The sequence below is a fragment of the Georgenia halophila genome, assembly GCF_039541595.1.
Window position 1 is genome coordinate 59,144 of record NZ_BAABGN010000009.1, and the last position, 22,383, is coordinate 81,526.

14 protein-coding genes are annotated in these 22,383 nt (G+C 72.6%); 12 read left to right on the plus strand and 2 right to left on the minus strand.

The genetic code is table 11. The features are described from left to right. The first annotated feature begins 44 nt into the window (after positions 1-44). From ABD907_RS10645 to betC, 10 genes are all read left to right on the plus strand, one after another. On the plus strand, positions 45-1,496 hold the full coding sequence (locus tag ABD907_RS10645) for an FGGY-family carbohydrate kinase (protein ID WP_345216235.1): 1,452 nt from the start codon (positions 45-47) through the stop codon (positions 1,494-1,496). Next, positions 1,493-2,389: a hypothetical protein gene (locus ABD907_RS10650; RefSeq protein WP_345216236.1), complete on the plus strand. Its 897-nt coding sequence runs from the start codon at positions 1,493-1,495 to the stop codon at positions 2,387-2,389. Before ABD907_RS10645 ends, ABD907_RS10650 begins: the two co-directional genes overlap by 4 nt. Further along, positions 2,386-3,072 carry an aspartate/glutamate racemase family protein gene (locus tag ABD907_RS10655; protein ID WP_345216237.1) on the plus strand — a complete coding sequence of 229 codons (687 nt, stop codon included), beginning with the start codon at positions 2,386-2,388 and terminating at the stop codon, positions 3,070-3,072. The genes ABD907_RS10650 and ABD907_RS10655 overlap by 4 nt, the downstream gene beginning before the upstream one ends. A 266-nt stretch (positions 3,073-3,338) precedes the next feature. Beyond that, positions 3,339-4,763, plus strand: a complete 1,425-nt coding sequence (locus ABD907_RS10660; RefSeq protein WP_345216238.1) for an extracellular solute-binding protein — start codon at positions 3,339-3,341, stop codon at positions 4,761-4,763. Positions 4,764-4,768: 5 nt separating this feature from the next. Then, a complete protein-coding gene (locus ABD907_RS10665; RefSeq protein ID WP_345216239.1) occupies positions 4,769-5,722 on the plus strand; it encodes a carbohydrate ABC transporter permease in 954 nt (317 codons plus the stop codon). After that, entirely contained in the window at positions 5,719-6,642 is a 924-nt protein-coding gene (locus ABD907_RS10670; protein ID WP_345216240.1) for a carbohydrate ABC transporter permease, read from the plus strand. Before ABD907_RS10665 ends, ABD907_RS10670 begins: the two co-directional genes overlap by 4 nt. A gap of 109 nt (positions 6,643-6,751) precedes the next feature. Next, on the plus strand, positions 6,752-8,134 hold the full coding sequence (locus ABD907_RS10675; protein WP_345216241.1) for a GH1 family beta-glucosidase: 1,383 nt from the start codon (positions 6,752-6,754) through the stop codon (positions 8,132-8,134). A gap of 21 nt (positions 8,135-8,155) precedes the next feature. Next, positions 8,156-10,015: a hypothetical protein gene (locus tag ABD907_RS10680; protein ID WP_345216242.1), complete on the plus strand. Its 1,860-nt coding sequence runs from the start codon at positions 8,156-8,158 to the stop codon at positions 10,013-10,015. Next, positions 10,012-11,568 carry an FAD-dependent oxidoreductase gene (locus ABD907_RS10685; RefSeq protein ID WP_345216243.1) on the plus strand — a complete coding sequence of 519 codons (1,557 nt, stop codon included), beginning with the start codon at positions 10,012-10,014 and terminating at the stop codon, positions 11,566-11,568. Before ABD907_RS10680 ends, ABD907_RS10685 begins: the two co-directional genes overlap by 4 nt. After that, positions 11,565-13,034 carry a choline-sulfatase gene (gene betC, locus ABD907_RS10690; RefSeq protein WP_345216244.1) on the plus strand — a complete coding sequence of 490 codons (1,470 nt, stop codon included), beginning with the start codon at positions 11,565-11,567 and terminating at the stop codon, positions 13,032-13,034. The genes ABD907_RS10685 and betC overlap by 4 nt, the downstream gene beginning before the upstream one ends. On the opposite strand, the gene ABD907_RS10695 is transcribed toward betC, so the two are convergent. Further along, positions 12,991-15,468: a glycoside hydrolase family 84 protein gene (locus ABD907_RS10695; RefSeq protein WP_345216245.1), complete on the minus strand. Its 2,478-nt coding sequence runs from the start codon at positions 15,466-15,468 to the stop codon at positions 12,991-12,993. The genes betC and ABD907_RS10695 overlap by 44 nt on opposite strands. A 116-nt stretch (positions 15,469-15,584) precedes the next feature. On the opposite strand from ABD907_RS10695, the gene ABD907_RS10700 reads away from it, so the two are divergent. Continuing rightward, complete coding sequence (locus tag ABD907_RS10700) at positions 15,585-16,625, plus strand: LacI family DNA-binding transcriptional regulator (RefSeq protein WP_345216246.1); 1,041 nt, start codon at positions 15,585-15,587, stop codon at positions 16,623-16,625. 139 nt (positions 16,626-16,764) lie between these two features. Continuing rightward, positions 16,765-19,794: an alpha-mannosidase gene (locus tag ABD907_RS10705; protein ID WP_345216247.1), complete on the plus strand. Its 3,030-nt coding sequence runs from the start codon at positions 16,765-16,767 to the stop codon at positions 19,792-19,794. 11 nt (positions 19,795-19,805) lie between these two features. Here the strand turns inward: ABD907_RS10705 and ABD907_RS10710 are convergent, their stop codons facing one another. Continuing rightward, on the minus strand, positions 19,806-22,328 hold the full coding sequence (locus ABD907_RS10710; RefSeq protein WP_345216248.1) for a glycoside hydrolase family 38 N-terminal domain-containing protein: 2,523 nt from the start codon (positions 22,326-22,328) through the stop codon (positions 19,806-19,808). Positions 22,329-22,383 lie beyond the last annotated feature (55 nt).

Genomic DNA, 22,383 nt, shown 5'->3' on the forward strand with positions numbered 1-22,383 from the left:
AACATCCTGTTGCCAGACTGTTCGACCACGCACAGACTGGCCCCATGCTCGCCCTGGGCCTGGACATCGGCAGCACGAACCTCAAGGTCGCGCTGGTCGAGATCGACGCCGACCCCGAACCACGCGTGCGGGCCGTGGAGAGCCGCCCCACCCCGCGCGACGGCGCCGCCCTGCTCAGCACCGCCGGACGGCTGCTCGAGTCGATGACCGCCTGGTCCGAGACGCCGCCGCGGTGCGTCGGGATCGCGTCGATGGCCGAGAGCGGAGTCCCCCTCGACGCCGACGACCGACCGCTGGGGGAGGTGGTCCGGTGGGACCCGCAACGGGCGCAGCAGCAGGCCGAACGGCTCAGCGCGAGGCTCGGGCGCGAGGAGCTCGTCCGCGCCACGGGGGTGCGACCGAGCGGCAAGGTGCCCCTGGCGACCTGGGCCCACCTGCGTGAGCACGAGCCGGACCGATGGGCCACCATGCACCGGTGGGCCGGCGTCGCGGACCTCGTCGCGCTCGGACTGACCGGACGGCTCGTCACCGACCACACCCTCGCCGGCCGCACCATGGCCTACCGCCTCCCCGCGCCCGGGGCCGGCCTCCCGCCGTCGTTCGACGCCGACCTCCTCGCCGAGGTGGGCCTCACACCGGACAAACTTGCCGAGGTCGCCCCTCCCGGCCAGGTGGCCGGCGGCGTCCGTCCCGGAGCGCCGTTGGCCTCCGGCCTGCCGGTCGGGACGCCCGTGATCGTGTCCGGGCACGACCATCCGGTGGGCGCCTGGGCCGGCGGGGTCCGGGAGCCGGGACAGGTGGCGGACTCGGTCGGGACCGCCGAGGCCCTCGTGCGGGTGCTCCGCGCACCCGTCGACCCGGTGTCGGCGGCGGACGCCGGGATGAGCCTCGTACGCACCGTCGACGGCGAGCACGAGGCACTGCTCGCCGGGGCCTCCAGCGCGGGTGCCATGGTGGCGTGGTGGGCCGAGCACATGGCCGACGGCCACGACCTCGCCGAGCTGTTCGATCGAGCCGCCAAGCGCGGCGCCCCGTCCGCCAGCCTGCTCGTGCTGCCGTATCTCAGCGGCCGGCAGACCCCGCGCCCGGACCCGTCGGCCCACCTACGCATCCTCGGTGAGCCCGCCGACCACGACGTCGTCGGCGGCGCCCGCGCCCTCCTGGACGGCCTGAGCCTGCACGCACGCTGGATGCACGAGGAGCAGGCGCGGCTCGCCGCCGAGGACCCGGCCGACGGTCACGTGCACGTGCTCGGTTCCGCGGCCGGTCCCGGGACGCCCTGGCTGGCGACGAAGGCCGCCGTCGGCCCGGCCCGGCTGCGCGCCGTCCACGTCGGCGAGCCCGTCGCCGCCGGCGCCGCGCTGCTCGCCGCCCACCGGGCCGGGCTGGCCCAGGCGCCCATGCTGCCCGGCGGGCCCGTGGCGCAGGGACCGGACCCGACCTACGAGCCGCTCTACGACCTGTTCGTCCGTGCCGCGAGCCAAGGAGGACCATGACCGACCCACCGATCGACCTCGACCCGATCGCTCGTCCCGCCGGCACCCTGGCCATGGTGGCCATGGACCAGCGTGAGAGCCTGCGTGCGATGTTCGACGAGGCGGGCGCCGGGCGGGTCGACGACGCGCGCCTCGTGGACTTCAAGGTCGCCGTCGCCCGCGCCCTGGGCCCGCTGGCCTCCGGCTTCCTCATCGACCGGCACTACGGCTTCGAGACCGTGCGGGACGACCAGGTGCTGCCGCCCGACACGGGGCTCATCCTGGCCGCGGACGCCCTCGAGCAGCACCCCGGCGGCCCCGTCGAGGAGACCGCCCTGGACGACGTCGTCGTCGCCCCGGAGCTCGACCTGGAGCCGGTGGCCGCGATCAAGCTGCTGATCATCTGGCGCCGGGACGACCGGCGTACCCGGCGCGTCGACCTGGCGCGGGAGTTCGTGGCCGCCGCGCGGCGGCTGGGGGTGCTCAGCGTGCTCGAACCGGTCGTGCGCGCCACCCCCGCGGAGCTGGAAGCCGGGACCTGGGATCTCGACACCGCCATCCGGGAGGCCGCCGAGGAGCTGTCCGGCCTCGGGCAGAGCCTGTACAAGGTCCAGGTACCGCGCCAGGGCCGCGGCACCCCCGCGGAGCTGCGAGCTGCCTGCGGCCGGCTCGACCGGTCCATCACCGGGCCGTGGGTGGTGCTCTCCCAGGGGGTCGACAGGGAGAACTACCTCGGTGCCGTGACCGCCGCGTGCCAGGCCGGCGCCAGCGGCTTCCTGGCCGGTCGTGCCCTGTGGAGCGACGTCGTCGGCGCACCGGACGTCCCCGCCCGGCTGCAAGAGGTCTCGGTGCCCCGCCTCGAACGACTGGTCGCCGCCGTCGACCGCTACGCCCGACCCTGGAGGGAACCATGACCGAGCGCATCACCCTCGGGCTCGTGCACACCGCGCCCGCCCTCGCCGACAGCTTCGAAAGACTCGCCAAGGAGATCGGCCCGGACGTCCAGCTGCTCCACGTCGTCGACTCGTCCTTGCTCGCCGCAGCCATCGAGGACGGCGTCACCGAGGACCTCAGCGCACGCACCACCGCGCACGTCGGCTACCTCGCCGGGCAGGGCGCGGACGCCGTCCTGGTCACCTGCTCCTCGATCGGCGAGTGCGCGGACGTCGCCGCCGACCGGTCCGACATCCCCGTCCTGCGGGTCGACAGGCCGATGGCGGTGCGGGCCGTCGAGACCGCTGCGGCCGGGCGGGGGCGCGTCGCCGTGCTCGCCACCCTGAGCACCACTCTCGGCCCCACGCGGCGACTGCTGGAGGCCGAGGTGGACCGGTCCGGCGAGGAGATCTCCATCGAGGCCACCGTGGTCGAAGGCGCAGCCGCAGCACGGGCCGCCGGCGAGCTCACGAGACACGAGGAGCTGATCCGCGCCGCGGTGGCCGAGCTGGCCGACCGCTGCGACGTCGTCGTCCTGGCTCAGGCGTCCATGGCGGCCGCCCTGGACGAGGCGGGCGACGGCGGAGGCGCCGACGTCCTCAGCTCGCCGCTCTCCGGGCTGACCGAGGCCGTAACGATCGCCCGCGCGCACGAGCCCGGATAGGTTCGGCCGGTCCGAGCGGCTCCGGCCGGGCCGGAGGCTGTCGCCAGATCGTTAGGTCGGCGGCGTTGACGGACCCACCACGTGTGGGTACGTTCTCATACACGGCGACGGAGCCATCGGCGGCGCCGCCCCGCATCGGCGATCGAGGGGGTCCGACGACGCAAACCTTGACCGGGACGACCGAGCGTCCGGAGGCCGGGTGCGCGAGAACCGCACCATGCCGATGTGCCGACCGGCACGCCCTCATCACTTCGAAGGAGAGGTTCATGAGCACTCGAACCACACGGGCCGGGGCCGTCGCGATCGCGGCGTGCCTGACCCTGGCGGCCTGCGCGGAAGGCGCCTCGCAAGACCCCGACGACGTCGGCGGTGGCCAGAACGGGAACGGCAACGGCGCTGAGGGATCGGCTTTCGACGCCGGCGCCGAGCTGTCCGGCGAGCTGCAGATCATGGGCTTCGGCCTGGGCGACGACGTGGCGACCTCGCGCTTCGACATCGCCAAGGAAGCCCTCGGGCAGGACGTCACCATCAACCACGTCGAGGGCGCCCTCGACATCCAGCAGTTCCTCACGTCGGTGGCCTCCGGCAACCCGCCGGACATCGTCTACGCCGCCCGGGAGGAGATCGGTTCCTTCGCCTCGCGCGGCGCGATCATGCCGCTCACCGAGTGCATCGAGGGCGAGGGCATCGCCATCGATGACTTCAAGGACAACGCGATGAACCAGGTGACGTTCGACGGCACCGTCTACGCCATCCCGGAGTTCAACACCGTCCAGATCACCTACGCCAACTCGGAGCTGCTCGACCAGGCCGGGCTGACGGTCGAGGACGTCAACGGATCGGACTGGGAGGCGCTCAGCAGCGCCAACGAGGCGCTTACCCAGACCGAGGGCGGCGACCTCAGCGTCATCGGTTACGACTCCAAGCTCCCCGAGTTCTTCCCGCTGTGGGCCCGGTCCAACGGCGTGGATCTCATCTCCGAGGACTCCCGGACCTCCCAGCTCAACGACCCGGCCGTGGTCGAGGCCCTCGAGTACGCCGTCGGCATCTACGAGGCCCAGGGCGGCTTCGGGGCCGTCAAGGCGCTGCGGGACTCGGCGGACTTCTTCGGCGAGGGCAACCAGTTCGCCAGCGACACGCTCGGCGCGATGCCGATGGAGCAGTGGTACCTCAACGTCCTCAACGACGTCACTCCCGACGTGCCGCTCGCCTTCGACGCCTACCGCGGGAAGGACGGCGAGCCGATCGCCTACGCCGGCGGCAGTGCCTGGGCCATCCCGGCGGACAGCGACAACCCCGAGGCAGCCTGCCGGTTCGCCCGGAGCATGACCGAGGTCGACACCTGGATCGCGGCCGCCGAGAACCGGATCCAGCTGCGCGAGGAGGACGGCGGGATCTTCACCGGCCTGCTCACCGGCAACGAGGTGGCCGACCAGGAGATCTACGAGATGGTCGAGCCCACCGGCAGCGAGGTGTGGGACGCCGGCATCGAGGCGATGTACAACGCGAACGACTACGCGTTCAACTACAACGCCAGCCCGGCCGACGCGCAGTTCAAATCCGCGTGGGAAGACGCGGTCAACTCGGTCCTCAGCGGGCAGCAGAGCCCGCAGGACGCCCTGGACAAGGCTCATGAAGAGGCGCAGGCAGCCCTCGACGAGGCCTGGGCGGTCTGGGACGAAGAAGGCTGAGCAGCGTGAGCTCCACCCAGTCGAGCACCCGGGGCGTTTCCGGCACCGACCGGAAACGCCCGGGGCTGCGCAAGAAGGAACGACGCAACCTGCGCGCCGCCCTGCTCTTCATCAGTCCGTGGCTCGTCGGAGCGGTCGTGTTCACGCTGTGGCCGATCTTCTACAGCGGGTACCTGTCCTTCACCGACTACGATGTGATCAACGACCCCGAGTTCATCGGGCTGGACAACTACCGCCGGCTCATGGAGGACCCCAAGGTGCGGTCGGCGCTGTGGAACACGACGTTCTACACCGTGATCCTGGTGCCGTTGCAGATCCTGTTCTCGTTGGCGCTGGCGATGCTGCTCAACGAGGCCGGTCGCGCCGCCGGCTTCTTCCGCACGGCGTTCTACCTGCCCAACATGACCCCGCCCGTGGCCGTGGGCATCATGCTGCTGCTGCTGTTCAACGGCAACAACGGCCTGATCAACGAGGTCCTCGGCTTCTTCGGCGTCAACGGCCCCAACTGGACCACCGACCAGGACTGGGTCAAGCCCGCGCTGATCATGATGAGCCTGTGGTCCGTGGGCTCCACCGTCATCATCCTGTTGGCCGCTCTGCGCAACGTGCCCGCCGAGATGTACGACCAGGCCAAGGTGGACGGCGCGAACTTCTGGCATCGCACCACCCGGATCACCGTGCCGATGGTCAGCGGCACCATCTTCTTCTTGGTGGTGGTCAACACGATCGCCGGCTTCCAGACCTTCACCGAGGCTTACACGGCCTTCTTCGGGACCGACTACGCGAACGAGGGCGCGCTGTTCTACGCGATCTACCTCTTCCAGCAGGCCTTCGAGTTCCTGCAGATGGGGTACGCCTCGGCGCTGGCCTGGCTGCTGTTCGTGATCATCATGGCGATCACCGCGGTGCAGTTCGTCGTCAGCAAACGCCTGGTCTACTACGAGGGAGAGCAGAAATGACCTCGACGGAGACCGGCACCGGCGCGCGGCTGGAGGCCGCCGAGAAGGCTGCGCTCCCCGCGCACCTGCAGCACCGGCCCGATCGCTCCAAGCGCCCGATGTGGCTCAAGGTCCTCATCGGGATCCTGCTGAGCGCCTTCACGCTGATCTTCATCTACCCGTTCGTCTGGCTGGTCAGCGCCTCGTTCAAGCCGCGTGGTGAGGTCTTCGACAACAAGATCATCCCGGAGACCTTCGTCCTGGAGAACTACGTCCGGGTGTGGCAGGAGGCCCCGCTGGCGCTGTGGATCTTCAACACCGTGCTGGTGACCGTGCTGGCCGCGACCGCCGTGACGATCTCGAGCGCGATGGTGGCCTGGGGCTTCTCGTACTTCCGGTTCAGGGGCCGCGGCCCGCTGTTCGGCGTGGTCCTGGCCACGATGATGCTGCCGGGCGCTGTCACCATGGTCCCGGTATTCTTGATCTGGAACCAGCTCGGGCAGGTCGGGACGCTGACCCCGCTGTGGGCGCAGAACCTCTTCGGGAGCGCCTTCTACATCTTCCTGCTGCGCCAGTTCTTCCTCGGCCTGCCGAGGGACCTGTTCGACGCCGCGAAGGTGGACGGGGCGAACAACTGGGGGATCTTCTACAAGGTTGCGATGCCGCTGTGCAAACCGGCGTTGATCGTCACGATGATCTTCGAGTTCCAGGCCTCGTGGACCAACCTGATGGCTCCGCTGATCTATCTGCGGGACTCCGACACCTTCACGGTCCCGCGCGGTCTGAAGGCGATGCTCGACCAGTTCGGGTTCGGCGGGAACTGGCACTGGGAGATCATCGTCACCGCCAGCGTGATCACGACAATCCCGATGATCGTCCTGTTCTTCCTCGCCCAGCGGCACTTCGTGGAGGGCATCGCGACCACGGGCGTCAAGGGCTGACGTCGCCTGGGGCCGCCGTCCTGCACGGCGGCCCCTGCCGCGTGCCCACAGAGTGCCGTTGTCCTCGAACGACCCTCGAACCACCCTCGACCTCAGGAGGATCCGACCCATGCCCCTGCAGATTCCCCCGGACTTCCTCTGGGGGGCGGCGACCTCCGCCTTCCAGATCGAGGGCAGCCTGGACGTCGACGGCCGTGGGGAGTCGGTCTGGGACGCATTCGCCCGCCGGCCCGGGGCGATCGAGGGTGGGGCGGACGGGTCACGGGCCTGCGACTCCTACCGCCGGTGGAGGGAGGACCTCGCGCTGCTGACCGAGCTCGGCCTGGGTGCCTACCGGTTCTCCGTCGCGTGGTCGCGGATCATGCCGGAGGGCACGGGCCGTGTGGAGCAGCGCGGGCTGGACCACTACGAGCGGTTCGTCGACGGGCTGCTCGAGCGTGGCATCGTCCCCGTGCTGACGCTCAACCACTGGGACATGCCGCAGGCGCTGATGGCGTCCGGCGGCTGGGCGGGGCGGGAGAGCGTCGCCGCATTCGGGGAGTACACCCAGGAGGTCGCGGAGCGGCTGGCCGACCGGGTCGAGTGGTGGATCACTCAGAACGAGCCGTGGATCATCGCCCTGCTGGGCTACCGGTTGGGTCTGCACGCCCCGGGTGTGACCGACCTGCGCGCCTCGGCCGCTGCCGGTCACCACGTGCTGCTCGGCCACGGCGCCGGCGCGGACGTCCTGCGGTCCTTCCCCGGGACCAGGGTGGGGGCCGCGCTCAACCTCCTGCCCTGCGTACCCGCGACCGACAGCGCGGCCGACGCCGAGGCCGCCGTCGGCTCGGACGGCTACTGCAACCGCTGGTACCTCGACCCCCTCCTGCGGGAGGGCTATCCCGAGGACATGCACCGGCACTGGGAACGGGCGATCGGCGGCCCGCTGGACTTCATCCACGACGGCGACGAGGCCGCGATCAGCGGCCGCAGCGACTTCCTGGGCGTGAACTACTACACCCGCCGGGTCATGGTGGCGGCGAAGCCGGGCCCGGGCCGGCCCTTCCCCTGGCAGGTCGTCAGTCCCGGCGGGGACGTCGCCCGCACCGACGACGGCTCCGAGATCGCACCGCAGGCCTTCGAGGACCTGCTGCTGCGGATCCATCACGAGTACCCCGGCACGCCGGTGATCGTCACCGAGAACGGCGGCGCGTTCGGCGAGACGCCCACCCACGACGGCCGGGTCCACGACACCCGGCGCATCGCGCAGCTGCGCGACCACGTGAGCGCCATGTCGCGCGCGATCGAGGCCGGGGCCGACGTCCGCGGCTACACCTACTGGTCCCTCATGGACAACCTCGAGTGGGCGATGGGCTACCGCCCCCGGTACGGCCTGACCTACATCGACTACCCGACCGGTTGCCGCACGATCAAGGACTCCGGGCACTACTACGCCGAGCTGGTGCGGACGGGGCAGCTCCCGCCGCCGCCCACGGTGGAGCCGTTCGGCTGACCACAACACCGAGGGAGACCCATGGAGATCGATGCCCACCCCGGGGCGACGACCATCACCGCCGAGACGTACCTGGTCGAGGTGCGCCGCGACGCTCCCAAGGCCGTCCTCGCCGATCTCGACGGACGGATCTGGTCCCACCTGAGCCTCCTCGCCTCCGTGGACTGCGCGGACGGGGCCGACGAGTCCTACCCGGACGGGCCGGCCGTCGTCGAGCGCACCGAGGAGGGCGCGGTCGTCCGGGCCCGGTACCGCACCACGCGGTGGGCCGAGAAGGAGGTCCGGCTGCTGTGCCGCCCGCAGTCCCTGGAGCTCACCGTCACGGTCCGCGGTCGCGGCGACCTCACCGACGTCACGCTCCTGGGCGGGTGCGCCGTCAGGGCGAGCGGCGCCAGCGGCACCTTCCGCTCCTCGATCGACTTCCGCAGCGTCTTCAACCCCACGCCCACCGAACCGGTCCAGGTGGTCCGGCCGGCGCACAGCACCGCCGTCCTCGGCGTGGTCGGGGACGCCCACGCCGGCCGGCTGCACGCCGTGTTCTCCCCGCCGCCGCTGTGCCTGGTGCTCGGCCGGCACGAGGCCGCGCACGCCACCGACATCCCCGCCGGGCCGTGGCTCGCCCTGGCGCTGCGCGCCGGCGTGGAAGCGATGACCTTCACCGAGCTGCGCTACGAGCCGGTCGACGGCGGGTTCCTCCTGACCCTCGATTACGACGGGCACACGCGCGTCGACGGCGAGCTCACCACCCCGGCGCTCGTCCTGCGGCCCACCACCGACCCGCTCACCGCCGTCGCCGAGCACCGCGAGGACCTGATCGCCCACGGCCTCGCGCCCACCAGCCCCTCGTACCCGCCGGCCGCCTGGTGGTCCGAGCCGATCTTCTGCGGCTGGGGCGCCCAGTGCGCCCGCGCACCGCTGCCCGGGGCGCCACCGAGCCACCCCTACTTCCTGGCCGACCTGGCCCCCGCCGTCGTCCCCGACGGCGTCCCCGTCGCCGCCGACGTCGCCCGGCAGGACGTCTACGACGAGCTGCTCGCACACCTGGCCGACCACGACGTCGTCCCGGGCACCATCGTGCTGGACGACCGGTGGCAGGCGGCCTACGGCACCGCGTCGCCCGACGTCACGCACTGGCCGGACCTCAGGGCCTGGATCGCCGCCCGGCACGAGGCCGGCCAGCGGGTGCTGCTGTGGTGGAAGGCCTGGGACCCGGCCGGGGTGCCCGCCGAGGAGTGCGTGCGAGACCCGTGGGGCCGGCCGGTCGCCGTCGACCCGGGGAACCCGGCGTACCGCCGTCGACTGGCGGACATGGCCGCCTACCTCGTCGGCTCCGACGGCCTGGGCGCCGACGGCGTGAAGGTCGACTTCACCCAGCGGGCACCGGCCGGGCGGTCGCTGCGCGCCCACACCGGGCCGGGGACGTGGGGCATCGCCGCCCTGCACACGATGCTCGCGGTGATGTACGAGTCGCTGAAGACGGCCAAGCCGGACGCGCTGATGATCACCCACACCCCGCACCCCGGCTTCGCGAACGTGTGCGACATGGTGCGGCTCAACGACGTCCTCGAGCGGGACCCGTCCACCGAGGTGGTGCCCGTCGCCGCGCAGCTGCGCTTCCGGAACGCCGTCGCGCGAGCCGCCCTGCCGCACCACCTCGTCGACACCGACCAGTGGCCCATGCCCGACCGGGCCCAGTGGCGCGCCTACGTCGCGGAGCAGGCCGGCCTCGGGGTGCCGGCCCTGTACTACGCGGAGGCCATCGACCGCTCCGGGGAACCGCTCGACGGCACCGACCTCGCGCTGGTCGCGCAGAGCTGGGCACGGTACCGGTCCGCCCGCTCCACCGGCGCGACGCCAACCGGCACGACGAGGCAGTCATGAGCACGCCCGGCGCCGCACCGGCACGCTCGGCCGAGGTCGTGGTCTACGCCGCCACCTCGGCCGGGGTCTGCGCCGCCCTCGCCGCCGCCCGGCACGGCGCCCAGGTCGTACTGGCCGAACCCGGACGCCACCTCGGCGGCATGACCAGCGGGGGCCTCGGCTACACCGACATCGGCGACACCCGGGTGCTCGGCGGCGCGGCCGCCCGGTTCCGCCAGGCCGTCGCGGACCACTACGGTGTGGCCCCGGGCACCTACGCCGGCCCGGAGCCGCACGTGGCCGAGGCCATCTTCCGCCGCTGGCTCGAGGAGGCCGGCGTGGAGGTGCTGCTCGAGCACGAGCTGGGAGAGGTCGCCGCCGAGGACGCTCGGATCCGGTCGGTCGTCGTCGGCGGCGTCCGCATCGAGGGCGGGGTATTCGTCGACGCCAGCTACGAGGGCGACCTGCTGGCCCGCGCAGGGGTGCCCTACGCCGTCGGCCGCGAGGACCGCTCCCGGTACGGCGAGACCTACGCCGGCCGGCAGGAGGTCGTCCCGGGGCGGCACACCATGCCGCCGTGGATCTCACCGTTCGCCGGCGACCCCGACGGCCACGAGGAGGGCCCGCTCCTCCCGCAGGTCAAGCCCGGACCCATGGCGCCGGTCGGCGCCGGCGACGGCGGCGTCATGGCCTACGGCTATCGGGTCTGCCTGACCACCGCCGACGACCGCATCCCGTTCACGCGCCGGGACGGCTACGACGAGAGCTACTGGGAGCTGGGCCGGCGGCTCTTCGACCACTGGGCACGCCAGGGCGTCGAGGAACCGGCCGGACGCCTGCTCGGCCTGGAGCCGAACCTCCCGGGTGGCAAGTGCGACGGCAACTCGCTCGGACCGTTCTCCCTCAACGTGCTCGACGGCTCCGCCTGGGAGTATCCCGAGGCCGACGCCGCCCGCCGGCAGCAGCTGCGGATGCACCACCGGCACCACACCGAGGACTTCCTGTGGTTCCTCGCCAACGATCCCGCCGTGCCGGCCTCGGTGCGCGCCGAGATGCAGCGCTGGGGGCTCCCGCGCGAGGAGTTCGCCGACACCGGCCACCTCCCGCACCAGCTGTACGTCCGCGAGGCGCGCCGGATGATCGGGGAGCTGGTGCTCACCGAGGACGACCTGCTGGCCGGCCGGGCGTTCTGGGACGTCGTGGCGATGGGCTCCTACCACCTGGACGTGCGCGAGGTGCAGCGCACCTGGCGGTGGGTGCACGAGCACCCGCGCCCCGTGGCGATGGTCTTCACCGAGGGGTACCTCTCGGTGCCGGTGCCGCCCTACACCGTCCCGTACCGGGCAATCGTGCCGCGTGCGCAGGACTGCACGAACCTGCTCGTCCCGGTGTGCGTCTCCGCGTCCCAGGTGGCCTTCTCGTCGGTGCGCATGGAGGTGCAGTACCAGATGCTCGGTCACGCCGCCGGGCTCGCGGCCGCCCGGGCCGCCGCCTCGGGACGGGCCGTGCAGGCGGTCGACGTGACCGAGCTGCAGGAGACCCTCCGCGACGAGGGGCAGGTGTTGTCGCTGTGAGCCGGGACCGGCCGAACATGCTGATGATCGTGGTCGACCAGATGGCCCACGACGTCATCGCGGGCCTGGGGCACCCGTGCGTGCGCACCCCCAACCTCGATGCGTTGCTCGCCCGCGGCACGGCCTTCACCAACGCCTACTGCAGCTCGCCGATCTGCCTGCCGTCCCGGATGGCGCTGATGACGGGCCGGCTTCCGCGGCGGGACGACATCTACGACAACGGCTCCGAGCTGCCGGCGAGCGTGCCGACCTTGGCCCACCACCTCAACAGCGCCGGGTACACCACCGTGCTGTCGGGCAAGATGCACTTCGTGGGCCCGGACCAGCTCCACGGCTTCACCGAGCGGCTCACCCCCGATCTGCCGCCGGCAGGTCTGGACCTAACCCCGGACTGGACGCTGGGACCGGTGGCCAACCCGGGCACCAGCGTCGACCTGCTGCGCCTGCCGCCGGTCCAGGACTGGAGCCAGCAGCTGTCCTACGACGACGAGGTGCTGCACACGTCGCTGGCGAGCCTGCGCAGGCTGAGCCGCGAACCCGGCCCGTTCTTCCTGTGCGCCTCCTTCGTCCACCCGCACGACCCGTTCCTCGTGACCCGGGAGTACTGGGACCGGTACGCCGACCGGGACATCCCGCCGCCGACTGTGCCGGGTCCGCCGGCGGACCACCCCTTCGTGCGGTGGATCCAGACCCACCACGAGGCCGACCGGGTCCCGCTCACCGAGGCCGAGGTGCTGCGGGCCCGCCGCGCCTACTACGCCGCGGTCAGCTACGTGGACGACGTCCTGGGCACGCTCGTGCGGGAGGTCGAGCGTCTGGGGCTGGCCGAGGAGACCGTGGTGGTGTTCACCAGCGACCACGGGGAGATGCTCGGTGAGCACGGGATGTGGTTCAAACGCACCTTCCACGACGGCGCCACGAAGGTGCCGCTCGTCATGACGGTGCCCGCCGCCGTGGGCGGGCGGCGCCGGGACGAGATCGTCTCGCTGCCGGACCTGACCGCCACCCTGCTGGACCTCGCCGAAGTGCCGGACAGGACCGAGCGCCTGGCCGGGCTCGACGGCCGCTCGCTCCGCTCCGTGCTCGCCGGTGGTGACGGCGAGGGCGGGTGGCGGGACCGGGCGGTCGTGGAGTACCTGGCCGAGGGCACGATCGCGCCGATGCTCATGCTCCGCACCCGCCGCCACAAGTACGTCTACGTCCACGGGCACGCGCCGCTGCTCTTCGACATGGTCGAGGACCCGCTCGAGCAGCACGACCGCGCGGCAGACCCCGACCTGGCCGAGGTGCGCGCCGCGCTCCACGAGGAGCTCGTGGGTGCCGTCGACGTCGACGCGCTGACCGAGCAGGTGCTGCGCAGCCAGCGAGAACGGTTGCTGACCCTTGCCGGGACCCCGCCGGGACGGTCCTGGAAGCTTCAGGTCACCCGGGACGCGACCCGGCTGTTCCCGCGGCCCGGCTCCTGAGCTCCCCGCCCGTGACCGTCCGACCCGTGACGCCGCCGACGAGCTCGGTCAGCGCGGCGTCCACCAGGGCCAGGCCGTCCGCGCTCAGCAACCACGGCGCCAGCGCGGGACGGCCCAGGAAGATCCCGATCCTGGGAGCCGCCGCGGCCGAGCCGTCGGCCAGCGTGGCGCCGGCGGGGTAACGGAAGATCGCCGGACGGGCGCCCTCCACGGTGCGGGCGACCACGGTGGCCCCGGCGGCGGGTTCGCCCCACGTCACCTTGCCCGGCCCGCGGTAGACCGTCACCCGACCCGAGAACCCGGCCGCCAACGGGTCCTCCGGCGCTACGACGTCCACCCGGTCGTCGACGAGGATGACCGCGGACTCGGTGGCCAGTCCGGCGTCGATCAGGTGCGCCCAGGCCAGCAGCGGCACGGGTGCCCCGCCGGCGGTGGCCGCAGCCGCCGGGTCCGCGCTGCGCGCCACCACGACGAGGGACGCGGGATGCGTCGGGTCGTGCTCACCGAGGTCGCCGGTCGCGCTGAACCGGACCTCCAGCCCCCGACGGCGCAGCGCCCGCGCGAAGGTCTCCTCGCCGGCCTCCGGCTCGGGCGCCGTCACGATCATCGCCCACGGGCCGGCCGGCGCGCCGGGTGCCGAGGCGCGTGCCGGGCGCAGCACTGCCCGCACGAACGGGGGCACGACCTCCCGCAGCACGTTCGGGTAGTGACGTTCGGCGGCGTCCAGGGCGGCCTCCGCACTCGCTACCAGATCGGTGACGCCCGTGCCATCACGACCCGTGCCCTGGTCCGCGCCGTCGAGCCGTGCGAGCAGCAGCTCCACGCCGCGGCGGCCGGCTCGCGCCATGTCGGTCCCGGCGACGATCCACGGCTCGAGCTGCCGCACGAGGACACCTGCGTCCGTGGCGGTGTCGGTGACCGCGTCGTGGACCGCCTCGAGGCCCGCCAGCGCGGCGTGGATCTCATCGGCGGCTGTCCGGGCCGCGTGCCGGTCGGGCCCGAGCGCGATACCGCTCAGCTCGACCAGCCGGGCGTCCTGGGCTGCCCCGGGCGGCCACGCGCTGCATGCGTGGACCAGCGGCGCGATCGCCTCGGCGGCCGGACCGGCCACCGCAGCCAGAGATCGCGAGGCCGACGCCGCCGGGTCGTAGGCCGCCGGGTTCCAGGCGTAGTCGGCCACCGCCGCCAGGGCGAGCTGGGAGGGCGCCTCCTCGATCATCGGGTTGGCGCTGATCCCCGCCAGCGCGGAGCCCTCCAGACGGGTGGTCCGTCCGGTGAGCGGCCCGAGGAAGAGGCGGGTGCGGTCGAAGTCGTTGACCGGGAAGTTGTCCCACAGCAGCAGCCGGCGGCCGTAGCTGGCGGCGGCGGCGTCGATGTCCTGTCGAGTGACCTCGCCGACGACGATGTCCCGCCCGGTCCACCACACGAGCGCGTCGGCGGGCAGCGTGGCGGCCAGGTGCTCGCGGTAGCGCGACGTCGTCGTGCCGGCGTAGTCGGTCGGGACCATCAGCAGCGGTTCGCTCACCGTGCGCGGCGCGAGGAAGTGCTCGACGAACTGTGCGCAGGTGTATCCGTGGGCCGCGCCGGCGGCGCCGGTGCCCTTGCCGAACCTCGCCCGGTCCCCGGGGTGAGTCAGCTCGGTGGGGATGTCGTCGAAGAGCAGCGCGAAGTCGCGCACCCCGATGTCCCAGAGCTGCTCGGTCTTGGCCCGCAGCAGCTCGTGCTCCCGGGGGTCGCAGTAGCGCATCGACAGCCCGGGGGAGAGGGCGTAGACGAACCGGACGTGCTGGGCCCGCGCGGCGGCGGTGAGCTCGGCCAGCCGCGCGAGCTCCTCCGGCGGGTACGGCTCCCGCCACCGGTCCCGGTGGAACGGGTCGTCCTTCGGTGCGTAGACGAAGTGGTTCAGCTTGTGACGGCCGGCGAAGCGCAGGTGCTCCAGGCGGTCGGCGTGCGTCCACGGCGGCCCGTAGAAGCCCTCGACCGTGCCACGCCATTCGAGGCCGGGCCAGTCCCGGACGGTCAGCCGTGGGACGTGACCTGGTCGTTGGCGTACCAGCTCCACCAGTGTCCGCGCGCCGTAGAACGCGCCGGCCGGGTCGGCGGCGCGGATGGTGGCCGTGGGACCCTCGCCCGCCGGCGCGACATCGAGCGTGCAGCCCTCCGGCGGCAGGCCGGTGTCGACGTCGATGGTGACCGTGAGCGGCTCGATCGTGCCGCTGGACGAGGTCCCTCCGGATGCCGAGCCTTCGAGCGCTCGACCCGGACGCTCGAGCTCGTCCGCCAACAGCCGGCGGGCCTGCTCCCAGCCCGAGGGAGCGGACACCTCCACATCCCGGAACGCCAGCGGCTCGCCGTCGCCGCTCACCTCCCGGGGGACGGGCGTCAGACCCGCGGCGACGGACGGAGCGGACCTGGGCACTCGTTGCCGCTGCATCGCACGGACGCTATCGAAGTCGGGTCCGCCGGTCCATGGGATCGATACCACTTTGTTGCCGCGGCAGGCTTATAGTGGCGCTCCCTGTACGGAAGCACGCAGACGAAGGGTGCGCAGTGGCCGAGGCGGGACCTGGCACGGTGACCGTCCCGCCGCGTCGCATCACGATCAACGACATCGCCGAAGCCGCCGAGGTGTCCCGCTCGACCGCGTCCCGGGCACTCACGGACCGCGGCTACGTGGCCGATGCGGCCCGCCGGCGGGTGCTCGAGGTGGCCGAGTCGCTGGGATACGTGCCCGACGCCACCGCCCGGCACCTGCGTCGCCAGCGCAGCAACTCCATCGGCGTGCTGCTCTCAGACCTCACGAACTCCTTCTACGCCGAGCTCGCCGCCGGCGCGAGCAAGCAGGCGAGGCAGCGCTCGTACACGATGGTGCTCAGCGACGCCGGCGGCGGCGACGAGGTCGAGGCGGCGAAGGCGTTCGTCGGCCTCCGGGTCGCCGGGGTCATCGCCACGGCCGTCTCCGAGGACGTCGGCACCTACCTGGGCCGGCACGGCGTCCCGGTCGTCGAGGTCGACCGGCAGTTCGCCGAGGGCATCTCCGACGCCGTCGTCGTCGACAACGTCGCGGGCGCCTACCGCACGACCGAGAACCTGCTGGAGCAGGGGCACCGGCGCGTCGCCCTGTTCATCGACGAGACCACCTGGACCACCGGACGCGACCGGCACGCCGGCTACGCGCAGGCGCTCGCCGCCGGAGGCCTGGACCTCCTTCCCGAGCTCGTGGTCTCCTCCGGATGGGACGTGCGCACCGCCCTCGCCGCAGCCCTGCGCCTGCTCGCCGACGACCACCGTCCCACCGCCGTGTTCGCCGCCAACAACGTGCTGGCCGAGGGCGTGTGGCGAGCCGCCGCGGAGCTGGGCCTGCGCATCCCCGAAGATCTGAGCCTCGTGTCGTTCGACGACGCCCCGTGGATGTCCATGGTCACTCCGGGAGTCACTGCTGTGGCCCAGGACGTCATGGCGCTGGGGGAGACCGCCGTCGAGATGCTGCTCGAGCGGTTGGCCGAGCCGGACGCACCGGCCCGTACGATCGTCCTTCCCGCGCCGGTGGTCCATCGCGGCTCGACCGCTCCGCCGGCGATCCGGGCCTGACCTCGGCCGCCGGCCGTTGACCCCTCCAGAGCGTATGGGTACGTTCTCATAGAGCCGCGGACCTGCCGACCGGTCCGGGCGTTCCCGCCCGGAGCACGCGCGACCGCTGCCCGGACACCCCAGCTACGACGGAGCAGCCATGCACCGGACCGTGTCCGACCTGACCGAGCGAATCGAGCGGACGCTGCGCGAACGGATCGTCCCGGCGCGGTACAGCGACGCCGTGCCGGTCGCCGTCGGCGTCGCCCACCTGCCCGGCGAACCGGTGCCACCGGCCGAGGCTTTGGCGATGGAGTACGCGCCGACCACGGTGGGCGAGCGCTGGGGCCGTGCCTGGGGCACGACCTGGTTCCACCTGACCGGTGCGGTGCCCGAGACCATGCGGGAACGGCGGGTGGAGCTGTTGGTGGACCTCGGCTTCGGCACCGGCGGACCCGGCTTCCGGTGCGAGGGGCTCGCGTACACCCCCGACGGCGAGCCGATCAAGGGCATCGAACCGCGCACGAGCTACGTGCCGGTCACCGGCTCCGCACGAGGCGGAGAAGAGGTGGACGTGTACGTCGAGGCGGCCGCCAACCCCACCTTCCGCGGCGAGGTCTCGCCGCTCGGTGACCTCGCCACCGTGCCCGACACGTTGCTGTACGAGCTCGAGCAGGCGGAGATCGCCGTCGTCGAGGACGAGGTGCACGCCCTGGTCCTCGACATCCAGGTGCTCCACGGGTTGGCGCAGGAGCTCGCGGACAACGACCCGCGACGTCACCAGATCCGCCGCGCCCTCGAGCTCATGCTCGACGAGCTGGACGTGCAGGACGTGGTCGCCGGCGCCGCCTCGGCACGGGCGCGGCTCGCACCGGCCTTGGCGTCCCCGGCGGCGCCGAGCGCCCACCGGATCGCCACGGTCGGGCACGCGCACATCGACTCGGCATGGCTGTGGCCCGTGCGGGAGACGATCCGCAAGTGCGCCCGCACCTTCACCAACGTCACCACGCTCGCGGAGGAGTACCCCGAGCTCGTCTTCGCGTGCTCCTCGGCGCAGCAGTACGCCTGGATGCGGGAGCATCACCCGGCCGTCTACCGGCGCATCACGGACAAGGTGGCCTCCGGGCAGTTCCTGCCCGTGGGCGGCATGTGGGTCGAGTCCGACACGAACATGCCCGGCGCCGAGGCGACGGTGCGGCAGTTCACCTACGGCAAGCGCTTCTTCGCCGAGGAGTTCGGCGTCGAGCCGGAGGAGGTCTGGCTGCCGGACTCCTTCGGCTACTCCGGGGCGCTGCCGCAGCTGGCCCGCCTGGCCGGCTTCCGGTGGTTCCTGTCCCAGAAGATGTCCTGGAACCAGACCAACCCGTTCCCGCACCACACCTTCTGGTGGGAAGGCATCGACGGCACCCGCATCTTCACGCACTTCCCGCCGGCCGACACCTACAGTTCCAAGCTGTCCGCGGACGAGCTGGCCCGCGGCGTCGACAACTTCACCGAGCACGGCCGCGCCACGCGCTCGCTGCTGCCGTTCGGCTACGGCGACGGCGGCGGCGGCCCCACCCGGGAGATGCTGGAGGTCGCCAAGCGCGTCGCCGACCTCGAGGGCTCGCCGAAGGTGGCGATCCAGACGCCCGCCGCGTTCTTCACCGCCGCCCAGGAGGAGTACCCCGACGCCCCGGTGTGGTCCGGCGAGATGTACCTCGAGTTCCACCGCGGCACCTACACCAGCCAGCACGAGATGAAGCGCGGCAACCGGCGCACCGAGCACCTGCTGCGGGAGGCGGAGCTCTGGGCGGCGACCGCCGCGGTCGCCGGCGCGACCGACTACCCCTACGCCGAGCTGGACTCGCTGTGGCAGGAAGCGCTGCTGCTGCAGTTCCACGACATCCTGCCGGGCAGCTCCATCGCCTGGGTCCACGGCGAGGCCCGGGAGACCTACGGCCGGCTGGCCGAGCGGCTCGAGCGGATCGTCGACACCGCCCTCGACGCGCTGGCCGGTGGCGGCGAGCAGCCCCTCGTGTTCAACGCCGCCCCGCACGAGCGCGACGGCGTCCCGGCCCTGGGCGCCGCCGTCCCCACGGCCCCGGCCGACCAGGTCGAGGCTCGCGAGGATGCCGCCGGAGTGCTCCTGGACAACGGTCTGGTGCGGGTCCGGGTCGGGGCGGACGGCACCGTGACCTCGGTGCGTGACCTGGTCGCCGACCGCGAGGTGCTCGCCGGACCGGCGAACGTGCTGCAGCTCCACCCGGACACGCCCAACCGCTTCGACGCCTGGGACATCGACGAGTTCTACCGGAACCGGAGCCGGAACCTCATCGATGTCACCGAGCTGTCCCTGGACACGACCGACCCGTACCGGCCGGTCGTACGCGCCCACCGCGTGGACAAGAGCTCCGCGTACAGCCAGAGCATCGCCCTGGCGGCCGGGCAGCGCCAGGTGGAGTTCACGACGGAGGTGGACTGGCACGAGCGCGAGGCGCTCCTCAAGGTCGCCTTCCCCCTCGATGTGCACGCCGAGCGTTCGACCTCGGAGATCCAGTTCGGACACCTGCACCGCCCCACGCACACGAACACGTCGTGGGACGCGGCGAAGTTCGAGATCTGCGCCCACCGCTGGGTGCACGTGGCCGAGCCGGGGTACGGCGCGGCCCTGGTCAACGATTCGACGTACGGCCACGACGTCACTCGTCCCGGACCCGGCGAGGCCAGCGGCGCAGGGCCGACCACCGTGCGCCTGTCCCTGCTGCGCGGCCCGCGCTACCCCGACCCGGACACCGACGAGGGCCGGCACCGCCTGGGTTACGCACTGGTCGTCGGTGCCCAGATCGACGACGCCGTGCGCGCCGGGTATCGCGCCAACCTGCCGGCGCGGCGGCGCACGGGTGCGGGGCCGGTCGAGCCGCTCGTGCGGGTGAGCTCACCGGCGGTGGTCGAGGCGGTCAAGCTCGCCGACGATCGCTCCGGCGACGTGGTCGTGCGCCTGTACGAGTCCCTGGGAAGCCGGGGAACCGTCCATCTCACTGCCTCGTTCGCTTATCAGCGCGCCTGGGTGTGCGACCTGCTCGAGCGCGAGGACGCAGAGATCGCCGCCCTCGCACCGCTGAGCGCGGAGCCGGGCGCCGGGACGATGGAGCTGGCCCTGCGGCCCTTCCAGGTGGTGACCCTGCGCCTGCGGCCGACCGACTCCTGACGCCGGCCACGTCACGACCGGCGGGCGAGGAGATCGACGACGCCGTGGCGTGGCACCACGACCCGCACGGCGCCCCGACCGTCGTCGCCGCCGGGGCGGCCGGCCGGCCCCGCCTCGAGCTCCACGCTGCCCGGACCCGTCCACCGGACCGTGGCCGGGACGTCGCTGTCCCGAACGGCGCGTAGCCGGATGCGCACTTCTGCCTCGTCCGCGCCGGGAGCCAGGTCCACCAGCACGTCCTCCGCCGGCTCGACCTCCAGCCCGGCGCTGCCCCGCATCGCCGTCGGGCCGGTCATGACCCGTGGCGCGAGGGGCTGGAGGACCGCGCGCCCCAGGTGGCGCACGTCGGCCCGGTCCAGCCCCCGCCCTGGGGCGAAGCGGTAGCGGAACGTCGCGGTCCCGCCCTGCGCGGCCCGGAAGTTCGTGAAGTGCAGGTTGTTCATGATCCAGCTGTTGAGGTGACCGGTGGGGGTCCGGAGCTCGCGGGCCCACCGCCCGGTGTGGACGTCGCCGACCTGCACCAACGGGGCGTCGAAGCTGCCCCAGAGCACGCCGTCACCCGCGCCGTCGACGACCGCGGCGGCGTGCTGGATGGAGTACCAGTCCATGCAGGTGTCCGGCAGCTGCTCGTCGCCGGCCCGGAAGACCGCTCCGGCCGTCTCGAGCCAGAAGTGCCGTCCGGGCACGTCGAAGGGGAAGGCGACGAACACGCTCTCGGGCGCGAAGACCTCCGGCTTGGTCACCCGGACCTCGACGTCGACCAGGTCGACGTCGTCGTACAGGCGCACCGTCGTCCGGACCTCGTCGAGGTGCGGGCCGCTCGCGCGCCAGGTGATGGCGGCATGACCCGGTCCGTACTCCGTCGTCGGCTCCGCCTCCTGCCGGGCCAGGGCGAGCACGAACTCCGGCCCCGGGTCCTCGGGACGAAAGTGCTTCGGGTCGCGGGTGACCATCGGGTGATCCGAACCGGGCGCCACCTGCTCCACCACGACGGCGCCGAGCCCGTGCTCTGCGTCGCCGTCCACCAGCTCACGCCCCGTCGCACGCTCCACCAGGGAGGCGACGCCGCCGCGCCGCGGATCGACGGTGAGCTCGTACCTGGCCGTGGCGATGGTCCGCGCCGGCGGACCGGGCCGGGGCGAGGGCGGCAGGTCGAACCAGGCGACGCCGAAGGCGGGGACGTCCCGCGCGAGCAGCACGCGTCTCCGCAGATCGACCTCCACGCTCACCGGCTCGGTCCGTGGACGCGCCGTCGGGTTGAGCACCGCCACGCGGGTGGTGTCGGGTCCTCCGCCGCCGGAGTCACCGAGCAGGCGGACCATGCCTTCCACGGCGACGTCCCGGCCCCAGTCGTGCGCGGCGCAGGCGAACCCAGCCTTGGCGTTCCAGTGCGAGTGGGTGAAGTCCGAGCCGGCGCTCGAGTAGCTCTCCCAGGAGCCCCAGGTGTGCTCGTCGAAGAGGAGGAGCTGTTCGTCGACCATGGCGAGGTCGGCGGAGAGCTCGGCGGCGTCGCGGAGCTGGACGGGCCCGCGGCGGTAGCCGATGACCTCCGCCGTGGGCACCGGGACCGGCTCGCGCAGGCGCGCGAGAGCGTGCGCCACCCGCCCCGTCAGCGCGAACGTGCGAGCCGAGCGGTACAGGGCGACGTCGCGGGCGGTCGAGCCGTGGCCGTGGGACCACCAGTCCGACCACTCCCCGCGGACCGTCGGCGCCGCCGTGCGCTCGGCCGTCGGCAGCACCCGGTCGAGGGCCTCGTCGACGGTCGCCGTGCGCATCGGGGTCTCGGGATGGGTGGCGTTCCAGTGCCGGACCACGTCGAGGAACCTTGCGGTCGGCCACCGGTTGTCGTTCGCCGCGTGCACCAGCGCGACGCCGTAGGGATAGTCGGCGCGCGACTCGAGCTCGCAGACGAACCGCGCGATGTGCTGCTCGGCGGTCTTCACCTCGCCGTCGACGATGCCCCACTGCTCGCCGATCCCGTAGTGGGTGGACAGCCACACGAAGACCGCCTCGCCGTCGGGCCCCTCCCACCAGAAGCCCGTCGGCTGGGTGAAGGGCGGTCGACCGTGGTCCGGGTTGAGCGCCATGACGAGGCGGTCGATGCCTGCCCGGCGCATGGCCGTGACCGCTCCCCAGGCGATTCCGTTGACGTCGCCGTGCTGCTCGGTCCGCACGCGGATCCCGGCTCGGGCCAGATCGTCGAGCTGCTCGTAGGAGGCGTCGAGCTCGTGCTCGCCGATGAGCTGGGTCATGTTCAGGTAGCCGCCGGTGACGCTGATCCGGCCCGCACGCACCAGCTCGGCCAGGCGCTCGACGTCCCGCCGCGGGGCGGTCCGCACGAACTCCAGCACGGGCCGGGCCACCTCGAACGTCCACCGGAACTGTTCGGGGCCCGGCTCGGCGTGCCGGTCGCACAGGTCGAGGACCTCACCGACGGCTCGGCGGTGCCTCCGGTCCACCACCCGCGGGCTGCCGGTGTAGCCGACGTCGTGATGGGTGTGGCCCAGGAGAAGGATCTCCGTGATCCGCGGCATGACGGCTCCAGGTCGGCATCGACTGTGGGATCGTTGTCAGAACGTTACCAGCGCC